This window comes from Sphingomonas sp. GW821-FHT12D09 (genome assembly GCF_058807215.1).
In genome coordinates this window covers 1,000,180-1,016,771 of sequence record NZ_JBXAQL010000001.1, presented here as the reverse complement: position 1 = coordinate 1,016,771, position 16,592 = coordinate 1,000,180, and the positions used below count along the sequence as shown (strand labels likewise).

General features: G+C 68.5%; 15 protein-coding genes. All 15 read right to left on the bottom strand.

Features of this window, described 5'->3' with window-relative positions:
- Positions 1–16 precede the first annotated feature (16 nt).
- Genes AC1RPL_RS04595 through AC1RPL_RS04525 form a run of 15 tightly spaced genes read right to left on the bottom strand, consistent with a single transcriptional unit; the run spans position 17 to position 16,590 of the window.
- Entirely contained in the window at positions 17–2,449 is a 2,433-nt protein-coding gene (locus tag AC1RPL_RS04595; RefSeq protein WP_493068073.1) for a hypothetical protein, read from the bottom strand.
- A gap of 1 nt (position 2,450) precedes the next feature.
- Complete coding sequence (locus AC1RPL_RS04590) at positions 2,451–3,551, bottom strand: hypothetical protein (RefSeq protein ID WP_493068072.1); 1,101 nt, start codon at positions 3,549–3,551, stop codon at positions 2,451–2,453.
- An 11-nt stretch (positions 3,552–3,562) separates the two neighbouring features.
- On the bottom strand, positions 3,563–4,909 hold the full coding sequence (locus AC1RPL_RS04585; RefSeq protein WP_493068071.1) for a hypothetical protein: 1,347 nt from the start codon (positions 4,907–4,909) through the stop codon (positions 3,563–3,565).
- Positions 4,910–4,911: 2 nt separating this feature from the next.
- Entirely contained in the window at positions 4,912–7,593 is a 2,682-nt protein-coding gene (locus AC1RPL_RS04580; protein ID WP_493068070.1) for a phage tail protein, read from the bottom strand.
- A complete protein-coding gene (locus tag AC1RPL_RS04575; protein ID WP_493068069.1) occupies positions 7,590–9,851 on the bottom strand; it encodes a putative baseplate assembly protein in 2,262 nt (753 codons plus the stop codon). Before AC1RPL_RS04575 ends, AC1RPL_RS04580 begins: the two co-directional genes overlap by 4 nt.
- The gene (locus AC1RPL_RS04570) at positions 9,851–10,270 is read right to left on the bottom strand and encodes a GPW/gp25 family protein (protein WP_493068068.1); all 420 of its coding nucleotides are present in this window, start codon (positions 10,268–10,270) and stop codon (positions 9,851–9,853) included. The genes AC1RPL_RS04575 and AC1RPL_RS04570 overlap by 1 nt, the downstream gene beginning before the upstream one ends.
- A gap of 2 nt (positions 10,271–10,272) precedes the next feature.
- Positions 10,273–10,686 (bottom strand): DUF4150 domain-containing protein, encoded by a 414-nt coding sequence (locus AC1RPL_RS04565; protein WP_493068067.1) that lies wholly within the window; start codon positions 10,684–10,686, stop codon positions 10,273–10,275.
- Positions 10,686–11,447, bottom strand: a complete 762-nt coding sequence (locus AC1RPL_RS04560) for a hypothetical protein (RefSeq protein WP_493068066.1) — start codon at positions 11,445–11,447, stop codon at positions 10,686–10,688. The genes AC1RPL_RS04565 and AC1RPL_RS04560 overlap by 1 nt, the downstream gene beginning before the upstream one ends.
- Positions 11,448–11,456: 9 nt before the next feature.
- The gene (locus tag AC1RPL_RS04555; protein WP_493068065.1) at positions 11,457–12,002 is read right to left on the bottom strand and encodes a phage baseplate assembly protein V; all 546 of its coding nucleotides are present in this window, start codon (positions 12,000–12,002) and stop codon (positions 11,457–11,459) included.
- A complete protein-coding gene (locus AC1RPL_RS04550) occupies positions 11,999–13,255 on the bottom strand; it encodes a hypothetical protein (protein ID WP_493068064.1) in 1,257 nt (418 codons plus the stop codon). The genes AC1RPL_RS04555 and AC1RPL_RS04550 overlap by 4 nt, the downstream gene beginning before the upstream one ends.
- A gap of 2 nt (positions 13,256–13,257) precedes the next feature.
- Positions 13,258–13,461 carry a hypothetical protein gene (locus AC1RPL_RS04545; protein ID WP_493068063.1) on the bottom strand — a complete coding sequence of 68 codons (204 nt, stop codon included), beginning with the start codon at positions 13,459–13,461 and terminating at the stop codon, positions 13,258–13,260.
- A complete protein-coding gene (locus tag AC1RPL_RS04540) occupies positions 13,458–14,081 on the bottom strand; it encodes a CIS tube protein (RefSeq protein ID WP_493068062.1) in 624 nt (207 codons plus the stop codon). Before AC1RPL_RS04540 ends, AC1RPL_RS04545 begins: the two co-directional genes overlap by 4 nt.
- Before the next feature lie 13 nt (positions 14,082–14,094).
- A complete protein-coding gene (locus tag AC1RPL_RS04535; protein ID WP_493068061.1) occupies positions 14,095–14,766 on the bottom strand; it encodes a phage tail protein in 672 nt (223 codons plus the stop codon).
- Positions 14,763–16,154 carry a phage tail sheath subtilisin-like domain-containing protein gene (locus AC1RPL_RS04530; RefSeq protein WP_493068060.1) on the bottom strand — a complete coding sequence of 464 codons (1,392 nt, stop codon included), beginning with the start codon at positions 16,152–16,154 and terminating at the stop codon, positions 14,763–14,765. Before AC1RPL_RS04530 ends, AC1RPL_RS04535 begins: the two co-directional genes overlap by 4 nt.
- Positions 16,132–16,590 carry a phage tail protein gene (locus AC1RPL_RS04525; RefSeq protein WP_493068059.1) on the bottom strand — a complete coding sequence of 153 codons (459 nt, stop codon included), beginning with the start codon at positions 16,588–16,590 and terminating at the stop codon, positions 16,132–16,134. The genes AC1RPL_RS04530 and AC1RPL_RS04525 overlap by 23 nt, the downstream gene beginning before the upstream one ends.
- Between the last annotated feature and the right edge of the window lie 2 nt (positions 16,591–16,592).

Below are 16,592 nucleotides of genomic sequence, written 5' to 3'. Positions count from 1 at the left end.
GGCGCGTGCCTTCTCCTCATCGCGCCGCAGCGCTGGCAGCAACGTCGCGCAGCGCCTTGTTGGTCAGGCCCTTGCCCTTGAGATGCACGTTCGCGGCGTTGCGGACCGCAGTCAGCGTGCCGGTATCGAGCAGATCGGCGCGGGTGAAGGGCTCCTCCGGGTCGCGTGCCTTGGCCTCCGCAGCCAGTGCCTCCGCGGTCTCGGTGAGCGCCCGCGTTGCGGCATTGGCAACGAGCGCGACGCCGCGATCGACCGCGACAATATTGCCGAGCTCGCCCTGGAGCGTGGTTCGCACGCGCGTCGCGGCCGGTTCAGCGCCAACGCGCAGCAACTCGGCGATCGACCCGATACCGGCTTCCTCGAGCGCCGCGACGGCGGGGTCGAAGGCCTTGTTCTCGACATCGGGCTTGAGGGCGGACAGCGGCACCGATTCCGCGAAGCCAGACCCGAAGTCGAGGATCGCGGCGCGCGCCATTGCCGGCGCAGTGGCTGCCGCGACGGCGATCTCGCTGCGGACGGCGTCGCCCCCCGACGCCAGCTCCGCCGGCGCGGCGCCGTCCTTTGCGCGCATCATGTTGAGCGCGCCGTTGCTGGTCGAGACGATCTCCACGTCCGATGTCGAGGACAGGCGCTGCCCGCCGCCGAACATCGCGCTGACCGCTTCGGCAACGAAGGCTGCGGGGCTCACCTCGCGCTTGGCGACGATGTTCCTGTTGCCCGCGACCATCCTGGCTTCGGAGCTGCCGGCGAAGACATAGGTGTCGGTCGCGATCGGCACGGCGGCAGCCTCCGCCGCAGCGGGTGCCGGGGCCGCTGCGGTGCCCGGCGCGAGACCGGCCTGGGCATTCTGCGGAAGCGGCGCGCCAGCGACGCAGCAGATCCAGCTCGCCAGCCGCGTCGCCGCGACGTCGAGCGGCACCAGCCCCAGGCGGCCGCCCCAATGGGTGAGCAGTGGGCCGGTAAGCACATAGCGGCGGTGCGCCCACTCGCGAAAGCAGAGGATCTGCCCCTTGGGCGAGATCTGCACGCTACCAAGCAAGATGCCATGCGCATCATGTTCGCAACGCGGGCCCTTGTAGTGGAAACTCTCGCACCATTCGGCGAACAGCCGGCGCAGGCATTTCTGGATCTCGGGATTGCGATTGATATCGACCCCGTAGAGCGCTTCCCATGCGGTCTTGCACGCCATCCAGGCCAGTGCCTCGCGCCCCGGCGAGGGATCGGGCGCGTCGTTGCAGGCCGGCCCACCCATCGAACCCACGAACCAGCCATGGATCACCGCCATGGCCAGGGTCTTGAGCGTGCACAGCGCGCTGCCGTTCCGGAACAGCGCATCGGCGAGCAAGCTGGTGCAGTCCGTACGGCGCGGAAGCAGATCGACGGAAAGCACGCGTATCTCAAGCCGCGTGACCTGCGCGTCCATGCCTCCCGCATTGCTGTTGGAGGCAGATCCCGTCACTTGGTAGCGCACGCGCCTTGGTTCGCCGCTCCAAAACAGGGGAGCAACCTCCGCCTCGATTTCGTAGGTGAATCCCGACGCGAATTGCGCCTGGTTGCGCGTTTCCTCGACTGCCATGAGCGTATCCGCGCCGCTGCGGTTGCTTCCTGAGACGATCGCCGCCGCGAAGAAGTGCAGCTCAGGTGGCTCGACACGGATGCCGAATTCGGCGGCGGGGGACGGGGCACCGAGCTGATGCGCGATCTCGAGCTGGAGCACGGCACCGGACGTGAGCGGTAGGCCATCGTGCTGGCGCTGATCGCCCGCGGCGGTGGAGAGGCTCAGCGACACTTCGCTTTCGGCCGGCTCGTCGAACTTGCTCTGGGGCATCGGAATGCCCGAACTCGCCAGTTCGGCCTTGAGCATGGCTACCTGCTTGCAGAACCGCTCGATCGGCCCCGCGGGTGGAGGCGGCGGAAGCGGGACGAGACGCAGCCGCGTTGTCTCGCGCACCGCACCGTAGCGGCAGCCGGCCGCCGGACCCTCGGCGCAGGGATCCTCATAGACCCGGCGCGGATCCTCGGGGCACTCGACATATTCGAGCATGAGGCACGCTTCGACCGGTGAATCGGGTCGCCGCGCCTCCCCGCAGGGATCGAGCGGGTCAGCGAGCAGCTTGCGGAAATCCTCGGCGCACTGGTCGATCAGCTGGCGCTCGGTGATCGTCTCGGCGCATTCGACCACGAGATCGTCGCCGCAACAGCTGAGGCCATAGCCCGGGCAGAGCGTGAAGCGACGCTGTTGCGAATCCCATTCGAGCGACAGGCCCCAGACGATGCCATGGCCGAGCGCGCGGTTGGTGAGCCGGCGCTTCATGCGCCAATAGGATTGCTCGCGCATCATGTCTTCTTCGGACAGGACCATGCCGTCGAAGAAGAGCGTGCGCGAAAGCCCGCCGCGAAAGGCGCCGGGGACGCAGGGTCGGAAATCGGGCGCGTGCTGGACAGTCATTTCATTTCCCCACGGCAAAATTGCAGCCACAGCCCGTCGCGCTGCCCGGCAGGCAGCCGGCCTCGGGCGCCCCGGTCGGGCAGATGGCTTCGGGCAGGCAGGCGACCATCGTGCACAGGAACTGCTCGAGGCACTGCTTCAGATCGGGATGAGGCTTGAGCTGGCCGTCCTCGCACAGCTCGCTGCCGATGCAGCGCAACGTGTCGCACAGCGCGGTCTTGAAGCATTCGCGCAGCCGCCACTGCGTCTCGCACGAGATGCTGAACAGCGACTTGCACTTGCCGGCCTCGTCATAGCGCGCATCGGGGAAGGTGAAGCTGGCACGGCCGCCCGCGCAGCTGCTGCACCCGCAACTGCCGCCACCGGCCTGGAGCGCAGTGCCGGAATAGCGCGTCGTCATGCCGTAATAGGCATTGCCGGAGGCCATCATCGCCGCCTGGCCGCTGCTGCCTTGGCCGGCTGCCTGGGCAGGCATGATCGCATAGCTGTTGCCCGACTGGGTCGCGAGCATCGCCGGCGGCGGTGGGGTCTCGATCCGTTGCATATAGGCGGCCCTCCTGGCCTCGGCGGGAGTGACGGGGACGTCGGAATAGGGATATTCGCCCGGCTTGACGGCGAGCAGCATGACTTGCTGCTCGGGGATGCCCTGCTCCTCGGGTTCGTTCTGGTCGTGCTTGGCGAAGGCGCCGGCGGCGCGGGCGAGCGAGAGGATCTGGAAGGTGTCGGGCATCGCCGTCGTGCCATCCTTCGCGACTGCCTCGAATGGCTCGGCGCCCATCACCGGATAGAGTTTCGACGTGTATTGCACCGTCTCGGCAAAGGCCTTGCGCCCGGCCATGGCGAGCACGGCTTCCTCGCCCGTGGTGAACAGGCCGGTCTTCGTCTCCGCACTGGTCTGCGCATCCGGGATCACGCGGCGGCCGGCATAGGCCTCGACCAGCGGCATCAGCGTCTCGACCACGGCACGGGCCTTGCTGCGCTTTGTCGTCATCTCGAGATCGAACTCGGGTTCTGATTCCGTGAAGGGGGGCGGGGCCGTGGCGCCCGGCGGGACCTCGGGCTTGTCGGGGTCGGAGCCGGCTGCAGGCGTATCGGTGGCCATGGCGATGTCCCTCAGGCGTGATGGCCGTGCGGCGGCACGGTCATCACGAGATTGCCTTCGTCATCGGTGTCGAGCGTGAAGCGCCAGATGAAGTCGCGTGGGCGTAGCGGCCGCAACCGCATGTCCACCATCGGATGCGCATCGCGCTGGACGAAGAGGTGATAGCGCTTGCCCGCGGCGAGGATATTCTCGCCATTCTTCACCGTGACGTAGAGTGCCGGGCCATCGATCGTGTAGCGGCCGTCCTCGATCGCATCCGAATATTCGGTTCGCAGCGCGTCGCCGTCGGGCGTGTCCCAGCCGGTATCGCGCAGGCGGCGGAGGTTGAAGCTGTCGCGATCGACCGAGTCCGGGTCGAGCCGCCGGGTCAGCGGCAAAACGAACTGGTAGCGGCCCTCGTCGAGGCGCCGGAATTCGACGCGGGCGACCTCGGGCCCACCCGTGCCGAGATCGACCTCGGCATAGAGCCGGGCGAGCAGATGCTGGATGACTTCGGTCGACAGCAGGACCTGCGACGCGCAATCGTAATCGATATCCTCGACCCGGACGATCCGATCGGCATCATCGGCATCGACCACCGCATAGAAACAGCCAAGCAGCAGCCACTCCTCGTTCGAGCCGGGGCAACCCGCGCGGATCGGTATGGCAAGACTCTGAAGCAGCCCGATCGCGCCGGAGCCCTCCGCCAACGCCGCGTCGATCGCCTTGGCAGTGGGGAAGAGGCGGTGTTGGGTCAGCCGCTCCGCTTCTTCATGGAACATCAGGCGCAGGTCGAACTGCTCGGTCACGCGGCCAAACTCGGCGCCGTCCCCGCAGGGATCGGGGCACGGCGAGGTGCTGCACCCGCAACTCCCACCGCCACAGCCGCAACCGCTGCCGGAGGGGGAATCGCACGGACTGCGCGGCGCGGGCTCGGGAGCCTGGGCGCATTCCGAATAGCGCAGCGCGACGCAGATCCGAACGCGATGCTCGGCATCGGGGTGGCAAGGATTGGCTTCGTCCGGATCGCGCGGCTTGCGTTTCTGCGCTTTCCACCAGGCGTCGACATCGACGCACTGGTCGTAGCCGACGACGATCTCCCGCCCGCAATCGTCGAGCGCCGCGCCGCGGGCAACGCGTAGCGCCAGCCCGTCGGGCGGATCGAGCAGCGAGACGCGCAGCCCGCACAATATGCCCGCACCGTGCAGGCGATCATTGTGGAAGCGCATCTTTCCCGAATGATAGCGCTGTTCATCGACATAATCGGCGAGGCGCAGTTGCTTCCCATGGAAATAGCGCAGGCGGAAGAAGCCGGCGGGAAGGCCGCACCGCGCCGCATCGGCGCAGTCCATCGTGCTGTGATCGTGCCCCCTGGCCATTGTCAGTCTCCCAGAACGGTTTCGAGCGTGCCCGCGCGGCCCAATCGGCCGCCGAGCTTGAATCCTGCCGCGACATGGCCGCGGGGCGTGTCCTCACTATCGGGATCGCAGGCGCACGGCCCCAAGGGCTCCGGGCCGGCGATCACCACCGTGCCGACGCTGCCGTCCATGCCGATACGCGTGCCGCCACCCCGCCCGGTGTCGAGCTGGAAGACGGTGTGCGCGGGCTTCATCGCTTCGATGATCCGCAGCACAGTGCTGCGCGCCGCGGCACGGTGTTGGCCTTCGGGCAGCGTCACGGTAACGGCGAAGCGATGCGCCAGGCCGTCCGTGGTGCGCGCTACGCTCGCCTTGCCGCCAAGCGGACCGACGCCCAGGGCGCCACGTGCGCCGAGCTGGATCGGCAGGGGCGGCCGGTTGCGGAAGCTCTCCACGATCGCCGGTGCCGTGCCAGTATAGATTTCAAGATAGCGGGCGAGTGCTGCCCGAGTCCCGCGCCCTGCCTGAAGCGCGGCGCCTTCGCGAACCAGCGCGCGGCGGCGCTCGATCGGCCAGCTGGGATCGAAGGCGAGTTCGAGCCAGGACGCGACGAAGTCCAGCCATTCGGCGTCTGCGGCGTCTGGATTGAGCAGGCGCGAGACGCTCTCGAACGCGCTTTCCATCCGCGTGAATTCGCCTTCGAACAGCGTCAGGAAGCGCTCGAGGAAAGTGGCGCCAGGCGGCTCGGTGTCGGGATCGCGGCGCGAGAAGACCGCGGGTAGCCATTCGGTAAGTGCGGGCCGCGGGCCGGTGAAGCGGAGCGCGCGGATCAGGGGGGAGCTGATCGCGCCTTCGGTCTCGGGTGCCGGCGCGGGCGTGCCGGTCAGGCGCAGGCGAGCCCAGAGATAGCGGCCCTTGTCGGTGGGGGCCGGTTCCGGGAACCGGGTACTGACCCAGTTCGCCGTGGTCACCGGGCCGGAAAGCGCGCCGGGCGCCAGCCAGATCGTCCCGCGCTTCGGCTCGACCCAGGCGACCCCGGCGGTGTCGGCATGGACTTCGCCCATCACCGCGAGCCGGGTTGCTTGCGGCAGCGGGCCGGCTTCCAGCACAGCATCGCGCACGATCAGGCGGCCATGGGCGTCGGCCAGGCTGAGCGTGCTCTTCGCGAAATCGCCCTCAACGGCGTGGTCGAGCGTGAATTCGATCGTCTCCGACAGCGGCTCGACCAGTTCGAACCGGGCGGCACCGAGCCGCACCAGGTCGCCCGGATCGAGGAAGGCGGCGAGCGCATGGGGCAGGGTCGCAGCCTCGGGGCTGCCGTCGCGCGTGAGCCCGCCCAGATCGAGCAGCGGTGGCGCATCGAACAGGAAGGACAAGGGCAGCGCGCCATAGGAAAGCGCGGCGCCGTCGCGGGCGGCGAGCAGGGGCGGTTCGGCAAAGGCGGGGGCGGGTCCCGAGGCGGCGACCGACACCTGCCAGGGCGCGGCGCCGACGATCACGGCGTCGGTGCTGTCCCCGGCCGGCGTGGTGAAGACAACGCGATCGCCCACGCGCAGCTGGCGCGCGGCATCGATCGGCAGGGTGAAGCGGTCGACTGCGAGGGGGCCGTCGCCTGCGAAGCGATGCACCAGCGGCTCGGCGCGGAGCAGCGGGCCGAGGCTCCAGCGTTCCCACCCGTGCGGATCGGGAAGGATCAGCCGGTCATATTCGGTCGCGTCGATATCGGCATCGGCGACGGGGATCGGTACCGGCGCGCGCGGTGCCCAGGCATGGACCGGTGCGTCGGTGCGGTTGGCGGCGAAGGTCTGAATCGCGATCCGGCTGCCAGACGGCAGATCGGCCTCGGCGAGGATGCGGTGCCATGCGAAATTGTAGCTGCCGCTGTCGATCGGCCCGAGCAGGATCTCGCCCTCGCTTTCGAAACGGGCAGGCGTCGCGGGCCAACCGGGGGGCTGCTGCCCTGCCGCCGGCCACGGCAATGCGGGAAGCGCCTCGCCACAGGCGCTCATGTGCCAGAGCATTGCGCGGCCTGGGTCGAATATCGCCAGGGTGCCGTCGGGCAGCAAGAAGATGCCGGCAGGCTGCGGCGCGGGCTCCATATCCCAGGCTTTGCCGGTCCAGGGATCGCTGGTCGCCAGCGCGAGGCTCGGCCTTGGGCTGAAATGCGCGCTGAAGGGATGGATGCGCCTGGTACCCAGGTCGGCGACGAAGATCGTCCCGTCCGCAGCGAGCGCCAGCGCCACCGGCTGGACGAGCCCTTCGGAGAGCACCGCCTCGACTTCGCCGGTCACGGGCAGCACCACCTGCACGCGCGCGTTGCCGCTGTCGGCGACATAGACACGGCCGCGGGCATCGATGGCGAGCCCTGAGGGGGCGCGCAGGCGGCCGGTTGCATGGCCGGTGCCGCCGATCCGGGCAACGGGAACAAAGTCCCTATCGCACGGGCCGCGGCGAAGCAGCCGGTCGTGCTCCGCATCGCTCACGAACCAGTTGCCGTCAGGCGCTTCGACCGGCGCGGTGGCGCGCCAGGTGGCGAGTTCGGGGCGAACCCGCGGGGCGAGCGCCAGCCCGCCGGCCGCGTCGTCATAGCCGACGCCGTTCGCGGTCTCCGTGCGCCATGCGTCGCCCCGGACGATCGACCAGCTCGCGTCGTTGGCGTCGAGCCCTGGGCGCAACCGCGCGGCGAGGGGGGATGCGCCATTCATTCCGCTACGATCCGTACCGACAGCGAACTGGCATCGATGAAGGGGACTTCGTCGGCGAGCAGGTCGATGCTGAGAATGTCGGCGGCGGTGCGCACGCAATTGGTCAGATGCCGAGGCACCTGGCGTTCGAGCCGCCAGCTGAGCGGGTGGTCGGCGGCTGCGGGGGGACGGCCATCGACCATGCACGACAGCTCGAGCATCCGCGCCACCCCGGTCACCGCGAAGATTTCGGCGACGAGATCGGTATGATGGAGCACGCCGCCAAAGGGGTAGCCCTTACCGTCGGGCCCGCCGGTGAGAACGTGAATGCGGCGGGAGAGGTGATCCCCGATCGCCTCGCGGAGCAGCGTCTCCGAATAGCCGGGCTCGGCGCGCACCGCGACCTGAAAGTCATAGAGCCGGACATATTGGGGCGTCGTCACATGGACTTCGGTGGTCAGCAGCCGCACCGTGTCGAGATGGTTCGCGACCGCGGTCAGCTCGGTGCCGGTGGGCATCGGATAGGCACCCTCCGCCTCGGGCACGACCACCACGGTCACCGTCCCCGGCGCGTCGCTGCCGAGGTCGATCCCCGGCGCGAACTGCCCGCCGATGCGATGGCCTTCGGGATAGGGGCGGTGGAGCGGCACCGCGGCGGCGCGCGCGATCCGCACGCCCGGCGCCGCCTGGGCCGAATCCTCGAAATCGGCAACGGTGACGGCGCGGCCGCGCATGCGGAAGGCGCGCGGGGTGCGCTGCTTGGCATCGTCGAGCGTCTCGGCGCTGCGCCCGCCGCGCGCGGGCACGATGTTTACCGCGGCGCTGAGCGCAGGCGGCAGGCCGACGGGCTTGCTGACCGCGCCCGTCACGACATTGCCGTCAACGCCGCCGCCGTGGCGGTAGAAGTCGGCGATCATCGTCTCGCTGACCCGCGGCGGACGCCCGCGCACGCCGTCTCCGAACAGCAGCATGCCCGCCTCGGCATCGAGCACATAGACGGGTTCGTCAGGCAGGGCTGAGTCGAAATCAGGCACCGCGCGCCACGCGAGGATCGGCTCGGGCTGGGTGTCGTCGCGGCTGATCACAGAGAGACCGTCGGCCTCGGCATTGGGGTTGGCGAGCGCGAAGGCCTGGCCGGGCCGGCCGTCGCCCGGGCCCAGCCGTTCCCCGCTGACGCTGGTCAGGTTGACGGCCTCGACCGTGTTGAAGCTCAGCGAGCGGACCGCGACCTTCTTGGCGACGGCGAAGCGCACGCGCAGCCAGCCTGACACCGGGACGTCGCTCGGCGTGCCCTCGACCGGAGTCTTGAGGGCACCGACCAGCGGGTGCGGACGGTCGGTGGCGTAGTCGACCCAGCTTCCCTGCGGAATCGGCCCCATCCGGGCGGGAACTTCGAAGCGGATCGCACCCGATTGCTGCCAGCCGCCGGTGCCGTCGCCGATCACCTGGAGCGGCTCCCAGCTCCCCGTGCTGCCCCCCAGTGCGGCGGGGCGGTAATAGGCATATTCGACCGCGGGCGGGCCGTCGGGCACCGCGTTGACGATCTCGACCGCAACGTCGCCTGCCTGCACCGAGAGTTGCGGCTCGGGCTGCTCGTCCGCGTCGATCTGGAGGTGCAAGGTCGCGCGCGCGCCCAAGAAGCCGGCGGTCGGCGCGGGGTTGAAGGCGAGCGCGACGTAGAGCGTCTTGTGCGTCGCTTCCTCGGGCTTGAAGAACAGCGGCACGGGTTGGGTCGGCAGGTCCTTGAGCTTGGGCGACTTGCCATCCCAGGCGATCGAGAAGCGCTCCCTGGCCCAGGCCCGCGCGTCGCCGCCGGTGGGCAGCGTCTCGCCCGTCGCGTTGATGTCGGTCAGGCCATTTCGCGTGGTGATCAGCGCGGCAACCTGGGCGGGCAGCACGTCGAGCCCGGCATCTGTCTCGAAATCCGGCGGCGTGCCCTTGCCGGCGGCGGCGGCGATGCGCGAACCGCGGGGCAGGAACACACCGTCGGCGCGCTCGGGCTTGGCGAGCACGAACGCCATCCGCGTCCGCGCCGCCACCGTGGGGCGAAGACGCACCCCGACGAGCTTCATGAACTCGACATAGGTCTTCTCGGGCACCCGGTTGATCCGATAGCCGACCTGCTCGGCCAGGAAGGCGAACAGCTGCAGCATCGCGATCCCGGGATCGCTGTCGTTATGGTCGGTCCATTCGGGCGCGACGAGCGGGATGCGCCCGCGCAGCATCTTCTCGATCGTGGAATAGTCGAGATCGTCGAGACGAGGAGGTGTGACCGGCATCACTCCGCCTCGTTCAGATAGAAGGGGAAGACGCGGTTGTAGAAAGCGTTGGAGCGCCGCACGACATAGTCGATATCGATCTCCATCAGGTTGGGATCGTCCGGGCCGGCATTCGCCCGCACTCGCTCGACCGTGATGCGCGGCTCGAAATCGACCAGCGCGCGCCGTACCGATTCCTCGATCAGCCGGTGCGTCGCCGGACTGTTGCCCGCGAAGACATAGTCGCGCAGCCCCGCGCCGAAATGCGGAAGCATCACGCGTTCGCCGGGCGAGGTGCGCAGGATGATCTCGACCGCCTGCTCGACATCCTCCTCGTACACGGCGAGCGCGAGCCTGCCGCCAACCGGGCGCACCGGGAATGCCCATCCCTTGCCAAGATAGGCGCGGGTGCTCGTCGAGCGAGGATCGGCGGGTGCCATCGTCAGTCTCCCACCAGCACGGTCGGAAACCCGCCGAGCACCTGGCCCGAGGCATTGGCGGTGCCGCCCGGATTGCAGTTCTGCTTGGTCGTGTCGAACATCCGCACGATCCCCGATCCTTCGGCGAACACGGTGTTCGAATGCGCCGGGAACAGCACGCTGCCGCCGATCACGCCCGAGGTGACGCCGAACAGGCTGCCGGCGGAATCGCCGGTGGTGCTGGGGATCTGGCTCGCGGCGGTGACGATCTCCTTGCCGCCCGCCTTGACGGTGCTCGCAAAGCCGGTGGTGTCGCTCAGCTGGCCGATCGAGGGGTAGGGGATCGGCACCGGCGACGAGCTCGGCACCGGCGTCAGGCAGACATTGGGGAAGGCGAAGCAGATGCCGCCCTTGGTCGTGGTGACCGGCTTGCCCATCACGCGATCTCCAGCTTGGCGGTCTCGAAGCGCGGTTCCCAGTGGAAGACCGCGCGCCAGATCAGGGTGAAGCGCTGTGCGATCAGGTCCATCACCACCGTGTCGACGCGCGGCGCAGGCACGGGCGGCGGGCTGAGCGGCATGCCGTCTTGCCTGGCGATCGCGCTCGGCGCCGGCGGGATGACCAGGGTGCGGACGGTGCCGGCATTCGGCGTGAAGCGCAGCCGGTCGCCGGAGGCGAAGGGCTGTTGGCCCGGCAGCCCACCGCCATTGTGGAAGCCATTGTCGAACTGGTCGGGCAAGTCGAATTGCTCGGCCTTGAAGCCGGCGAGCGACACGGGATCGTTGAGATCGCCCTCGCGTCCCGCCAACCCCAGGCGCGGTGTGTCGAGGCGGGTCGACCAGCCGAAACTCCGCGGCGCCTCCGGCCCGAACCCGCTGCCCCGATCGATCGCCACCGTGCCGTACGGGGTGGTATCGTCCGCGGCGTTGGCGACCACGATCACGTCGGGCACCGGCTTGAACGGCGCGATTTCGCTTTCGTAGAGAAACGGACCCTCGGGTGCGCCACCGGGGTAGGGCGCATCTTCCTTGCGCACTTCGCCGGGCGCCTGCCTGACGCCGTCGAAGCCGATCACGACCTGCACGATCAGCGCGCCGACCTGCTCGCCCTTGCCGTCGGGGCCAACCTTTACTCCCAGCGGCGCGCGATGGCCGATCAGGAAGAAATTCTGTTTCGCATCAGGGGGATCCAGGATCATCTTCGCCCCTCAATTCAAGTTGATCGTGGAACCCTTGACCGTCACACCGGCGGTCGAGAGTTCGATGCTGTTGCTGGCGTCTAGCTTGATCGTGAGCTTCTTCTGCGCATCGTCGAGCACGATCTCGATCCCGCCCGCCGACTTGATCGTCACCTTGGTCGCACCCTGGGTGTCGTCGAAGGTGAACTCGCTCCCCGCGCGCGAGACGATCGTGCGGATATTGTTGCTGGGCGAGGTGTCGGCGTTGGGTGGCGGGCGATCCTGATCGGACCACAGGCCGCCCAGGATAACCGGCCGGTCGAGATGGCCGTCCTCGAAGCCGACCACCACTTCGTCGCCGATCTCGAACGGGAAATAGGCGCCGCGCTCGCTGCCCGCCATGAACGCGGCGGCGCGTGCCGGGGCGGACGTGGATTCGACCGGGCCGCTCAGCCAGCGCAGCGCATAGCCCTGGTCGGTGATGTCCGTCACTTCGGCGAAGCGCACGCCCATGACCGGGTTGCTCCGCTCGCGATCCTCGCGGTCGCTGAGCAGGGTGGAGAAGAGCCCGCTCATCCCGCCACCATCGGATAGCGCGCCGGATCGAGCATGCCCGGGCGGCGCACGCTGAGCTTGGTGATGTATCCCATCTCCGCCGACAGCGTGTGCACGGCCTGGGTGACGTAATAGATGCCGTCAAAGGGCGGGTAGAGGTCCCTCAGCTCGACATGGATGCCCGGGCGCAGCCGGGTGAAGCCGATGGTGGTGATGTCGGCGGTCAGGAACTGTCGCGCGGAGGTCCGCAGCTTGGCCATGGCCTGGAGGCGCGCACGAGCTTGGTCCAGATTGGTCACGGCGATCGCTTCGGAATTGGCTTCGGGCCGGTTCTCGGCATGGAAGGCACGTTCGCGCGCCTGCGCGGCGGTGATCGGCGTGGCACCGCCGTCCGGCGCGGCATGGAGTTCGCCGGCAAGCGCCTGCGCCATGGTCACCGCCTCGCGGAACGGTGCGCGCCGCCCCGGCTCGGTACCGCGCGCCACGGCGTCGGTCAGCACGTCCCACACCTTGAAGTTCGGCTTGAATTCGACGATGTCGCGGCCCCATTGGAGCGAGACATATTTGTCGAAGGTCCGCGAGCGCGCCTCCTCGAAATGCGCCTTTACCGGGCGGGCACCGTCGCCCTGCATCGGATCGGGATTGTCGAAATCGACGAACAGTTCGAAGTCCATCCGCTCGGCGAGGCTCTCGATGAACTGCTGGTAGGTCTTGGCCTTTTCGTGCGTCACGCTGCGCAGCGGGGATGTGAGTGGACTGGCCCGTCCGGCCAGCGTCAGGCCGGACGCGGACGTGCGCAATTCCTCCTCGACCATCTGGATCTCGGTCTTCTGCGCATAGGCGATGTCGTTCTCGGGCTTGGCCTTGAGCAGGCTGAGCAGGTCCTCGCCCTTCAGCGTCACATTGGCGCCGGCGGTGGGCGGGAAGGCGAAAACGACATCGGTGATCCGCGCGAGGATCATCGGCGTCCAGCCTTCGCTGCCGTAGCGCAGATCGACGCGGATGCGGTTGCCGAAGGAGACGGGATCGAGCCGGTTATACTTCCAGCTCGGCCAGACCAGCCGGTTCTCGCGATCATGGCGCTGGTTGTTGAGCACCAGCTCGACCTGGCTGATGCCGCTGTTCACCTGAGTGATCTTGGCGCTGAGCAGGTCGCTGCTGATGCCGTGGCTCTCGATCAGGATCGGTTGCCCGGTCTCACTTACCAGTCGTGCCTGGGGTGCGTAGAATTGCGTGCCGGGACGCGCATGGGTGTCGGGGGAGAGCTCGGTCATCTTTATCCCCGCATCCGCCGATAGGTGCCGAGCTCGTCCTCGAGCAGCTCGATGATGATCGGGCGCAGCAACGCGCGCATCCGCTCGATCTCGGTGCCGCCGGGGATGCCTCCGACGCCGCCCGCAGCGCCTGGCGGCGAAGCCGTGATCGTCTCCGGCGCGAATTCGATCACCGTCTCCATCTGGCCGATGCGAACCTCGGTCATAGCGGCGGCACCTCGATCACGCGGCCGGGGACAAGGCGGCGCGGGCGATCGTCGCCATTGGCGGCTGCGATCACCTTCCACAGGCGCGGGTCGCCATATTCCTCGGCAGCGATCAGGTCGTAGCGGTCGCCCGCGCGGACGGCCCGCGTCTTGGTGCGGTCGGGCGACTGACGGTTGATCTCGGTGACTTGGAGGCTGGCGGGATCATAGGCCTTGAGCTTCACGGTGAGGCGGGCGCGCAGGATGTGCCCGGCTTCGTCGAACATCGAGAATTTCTCCTGATATTCGGCCATCACTCCGGTGAAGTTGATGTCGCCCCATTGCAGGCGGCAGACCGGCGGCGCGTGGAGATCACCGTTGATCGTCACGAATTCGCGGATCTCGACCAGCTTGTCGGCCAGCGATTCCCCTGTGTTCGAACGGTCGAGGAACAGTTCGGCGGCAAGCGTCTTGGCTTCGCCGCGGACGAACTGGAGCAAGGGCTGGCGCAGCCCTGGCACCGTGATGTCGGGATACGACATGTTGGCCTGGATGACGTAGTTGTCGGGATTGACCATCACCGGAATCGGCTGCCGTCCGGCGACCGACATGTTGGTGAGCGTCGCCATTACCAGGCCCATGGCAGCGCTCCCCTCACAGCGCCGAGATGCCGGCGACAGCCCCGCCGACCGCGGCGGCACCTGCCGCGCCGATCAACCCGGAGGCGAGCGAATTGAGGTCGGCGACTCCCGGGATGAGCGCGAGCGACAGCCGCTCGATCTTCTCGGGCCGGATCTCGAGCGACTCGATCGCGATCGCATCACCGGTCGCTGCGGCGTCGAGCGCGGGACCGGCGATCTTCTCGGGCAGCGCGTTGTGGAAGGTCCAGGCGCCGACCGGGAACTGCTCGAACGCCAGGTCGACGCCCGGGATGTCGAACATCTTGCGCTGGTCGAGCACGATGATCGTGCCGCTCTTGCGCAGCTTGCGCTTGCCGGTGATGACCTGATGGTGCCAGTCCCACATGTCGGCGCTGAAGGTCACGCCGCGCTTCAGGACGATCTTGGGATAGGTCGCGCGGTTGAAGAACTGGCGTTCGCTGGCATTGTCGCCGCCTTCCTTGACGGTCTCCATCACCGCGCCGGCCTCGAGGCCCTCGACGGCGCTGAACCCGCTCACCAGGAACCCCACCGCGGCATTGATCACCGCCGACGCCGCGGTGCTGAGCGCGCCGCCGATCCCGCCGCCGTTGGAGTCGGGGGTGTCCCACATCGTCACGAAGAAGTTGCGCTTGAGCACGGGCTGGAAGAGCGGGAAGACGCTCACGCGGCCTGATCCAGCTCGATCACGCCGCCCTGCCGGCCGATACGGAAGATGATGAACTCGGCCGGCGCGGCGAGCGCGACGCCGACATCGCAGATCAGCTGGGCCTCGCCCGATTCCTCGGCCGTGACGACCTTGACGAAGAAACCCTCTTCGGGCGTCTCTCCCAGCAGCGCGCCGGAGGCGAAGACGCGCAGCAGATAATCGGTCACCAGCTGGTGGAGCTTGATCCGTACCAGCGGCGAGTTTGGTTCGAACACCAGCGGGCCGCCAATCACCTCGGTGGTGCGGGCGATCGCCGAGAGGCAGCGCCGGGCATTGACGAAGGACAGCGGGTCGCCGCGCGAACCGCGATCGCGCCACCGCAGCGTCCGCGCGCCCCAAAGCTGGATCCCGATACCCGGAAAGCTGCGCAGGATGTTGACGCCGGCATCGTAGACCAGTGCGTTGTCGGCATCCTCGACGTCGAACTCCAGCCCTACCGCGCCGAGCAGGCGGCGATTGGCCGGCGCGGCGTGCGGCCCGGTCTCGATATCGACCTGGGCGAAGATGCCCGCGACCGCGCCAATCGGCGAGCGCTGCTCGACCGGCGCACCGGGCGCGTCCTGGGCGAGGAGCCAGGGCCAGTAGAGCGCACCGACATCGCCATCGTCGCCGGTGCCCTGGCCGACGCGCTCGCGCCACTCGACCGCCTGGTCGGGCGTGAGTCCGGGCGGCGGGGCGAGCACCGCGAACCATTTCCAGCGCGGATTGAGGAAGCGCGACAGGATATAGCGTTGCGCCCACAGCACGTCTTCGTTGGAGAAGAGGCGCGCCATCGGTACCGTGCGGGTCGTGCCCGGCGCGCTGGCCGCGCTGCCGATGCGCACCGCGCAGGGGCTGAAACAGGGATTGCGGGGGAGGTCGATCGGGGGCTCGCTCTCGCTGCGGGTCGCGACGGCGTCCAGGTCGGGCAGCGCCACGATCGATATCTCGTGCTGGCGAAGCAGCAGCTCGAGCCCATGCGCTTCTGGCCGGGCGAGCCCGAGCATCTCGTTCAGCAGCGCGGAAGGCTGCATGCCGTCCACCGTCGCCGCGACATTGACGATCCACAGCCGCCGGCCGCCATTGGCGAAGAAGTCGCGCACCGCGGCGTCGAGCACGCTGCCGGCGGGTGCCGGGACCGGATTGCCTCGCGCATCGCGGCGGAAGCGCGCGACATACCCCTTCCAGTCGTCGACCGGCACGGCTTCGCCGACATGCTCCGGGCCCGCGACGCCGACAAAGCCGGCGACGTCGGTGCGCACCCGCGCGAACCCTTCCGCGCGGGGCTTGGGGTAGCGATATACCCCCGGGATCGCGAAGCTTTCGCCGGCCATCCGCATCGGATCAGCCGATATCCAGCCGCTCATGGACCAGGTCGAGCTGCTCCACGGCATAGTCGTTGCCCTTGGCGGTCAGCGTCGGCCCGGTGAGCTTGCTGGGCCAGGCATTGGTCAGCGTCCAGGTCATCGCGGGCGCGTTGCGGTCATGCTTCTCGTCGAGGAGCTTGACCGTGACGGTGCGGGTGGGCGGGAAGGTCGAACCGCCGTCGCGGACCTCCTTGCGCCATTCCCATAGCGCCGTGCTGCCAGTGATGCCGCGCTTGAGCTGGACCGCCGAGTGTTTCAACACGCCGGGCAACTGCCGCATCGCCGAAGTCGCGTCGCCGCCTTCGCGATATTCGATCGGCGTGGTCTCGCTGTCGAGGCCGGTGACTTCGGTGAAGCCGGCGACTTCGGTGCCGTCGAACTCCACGATGAAGTTGAAGTTCGAATAGGGGTTCTTGTTGGGGCGTTCGACTGCCATGC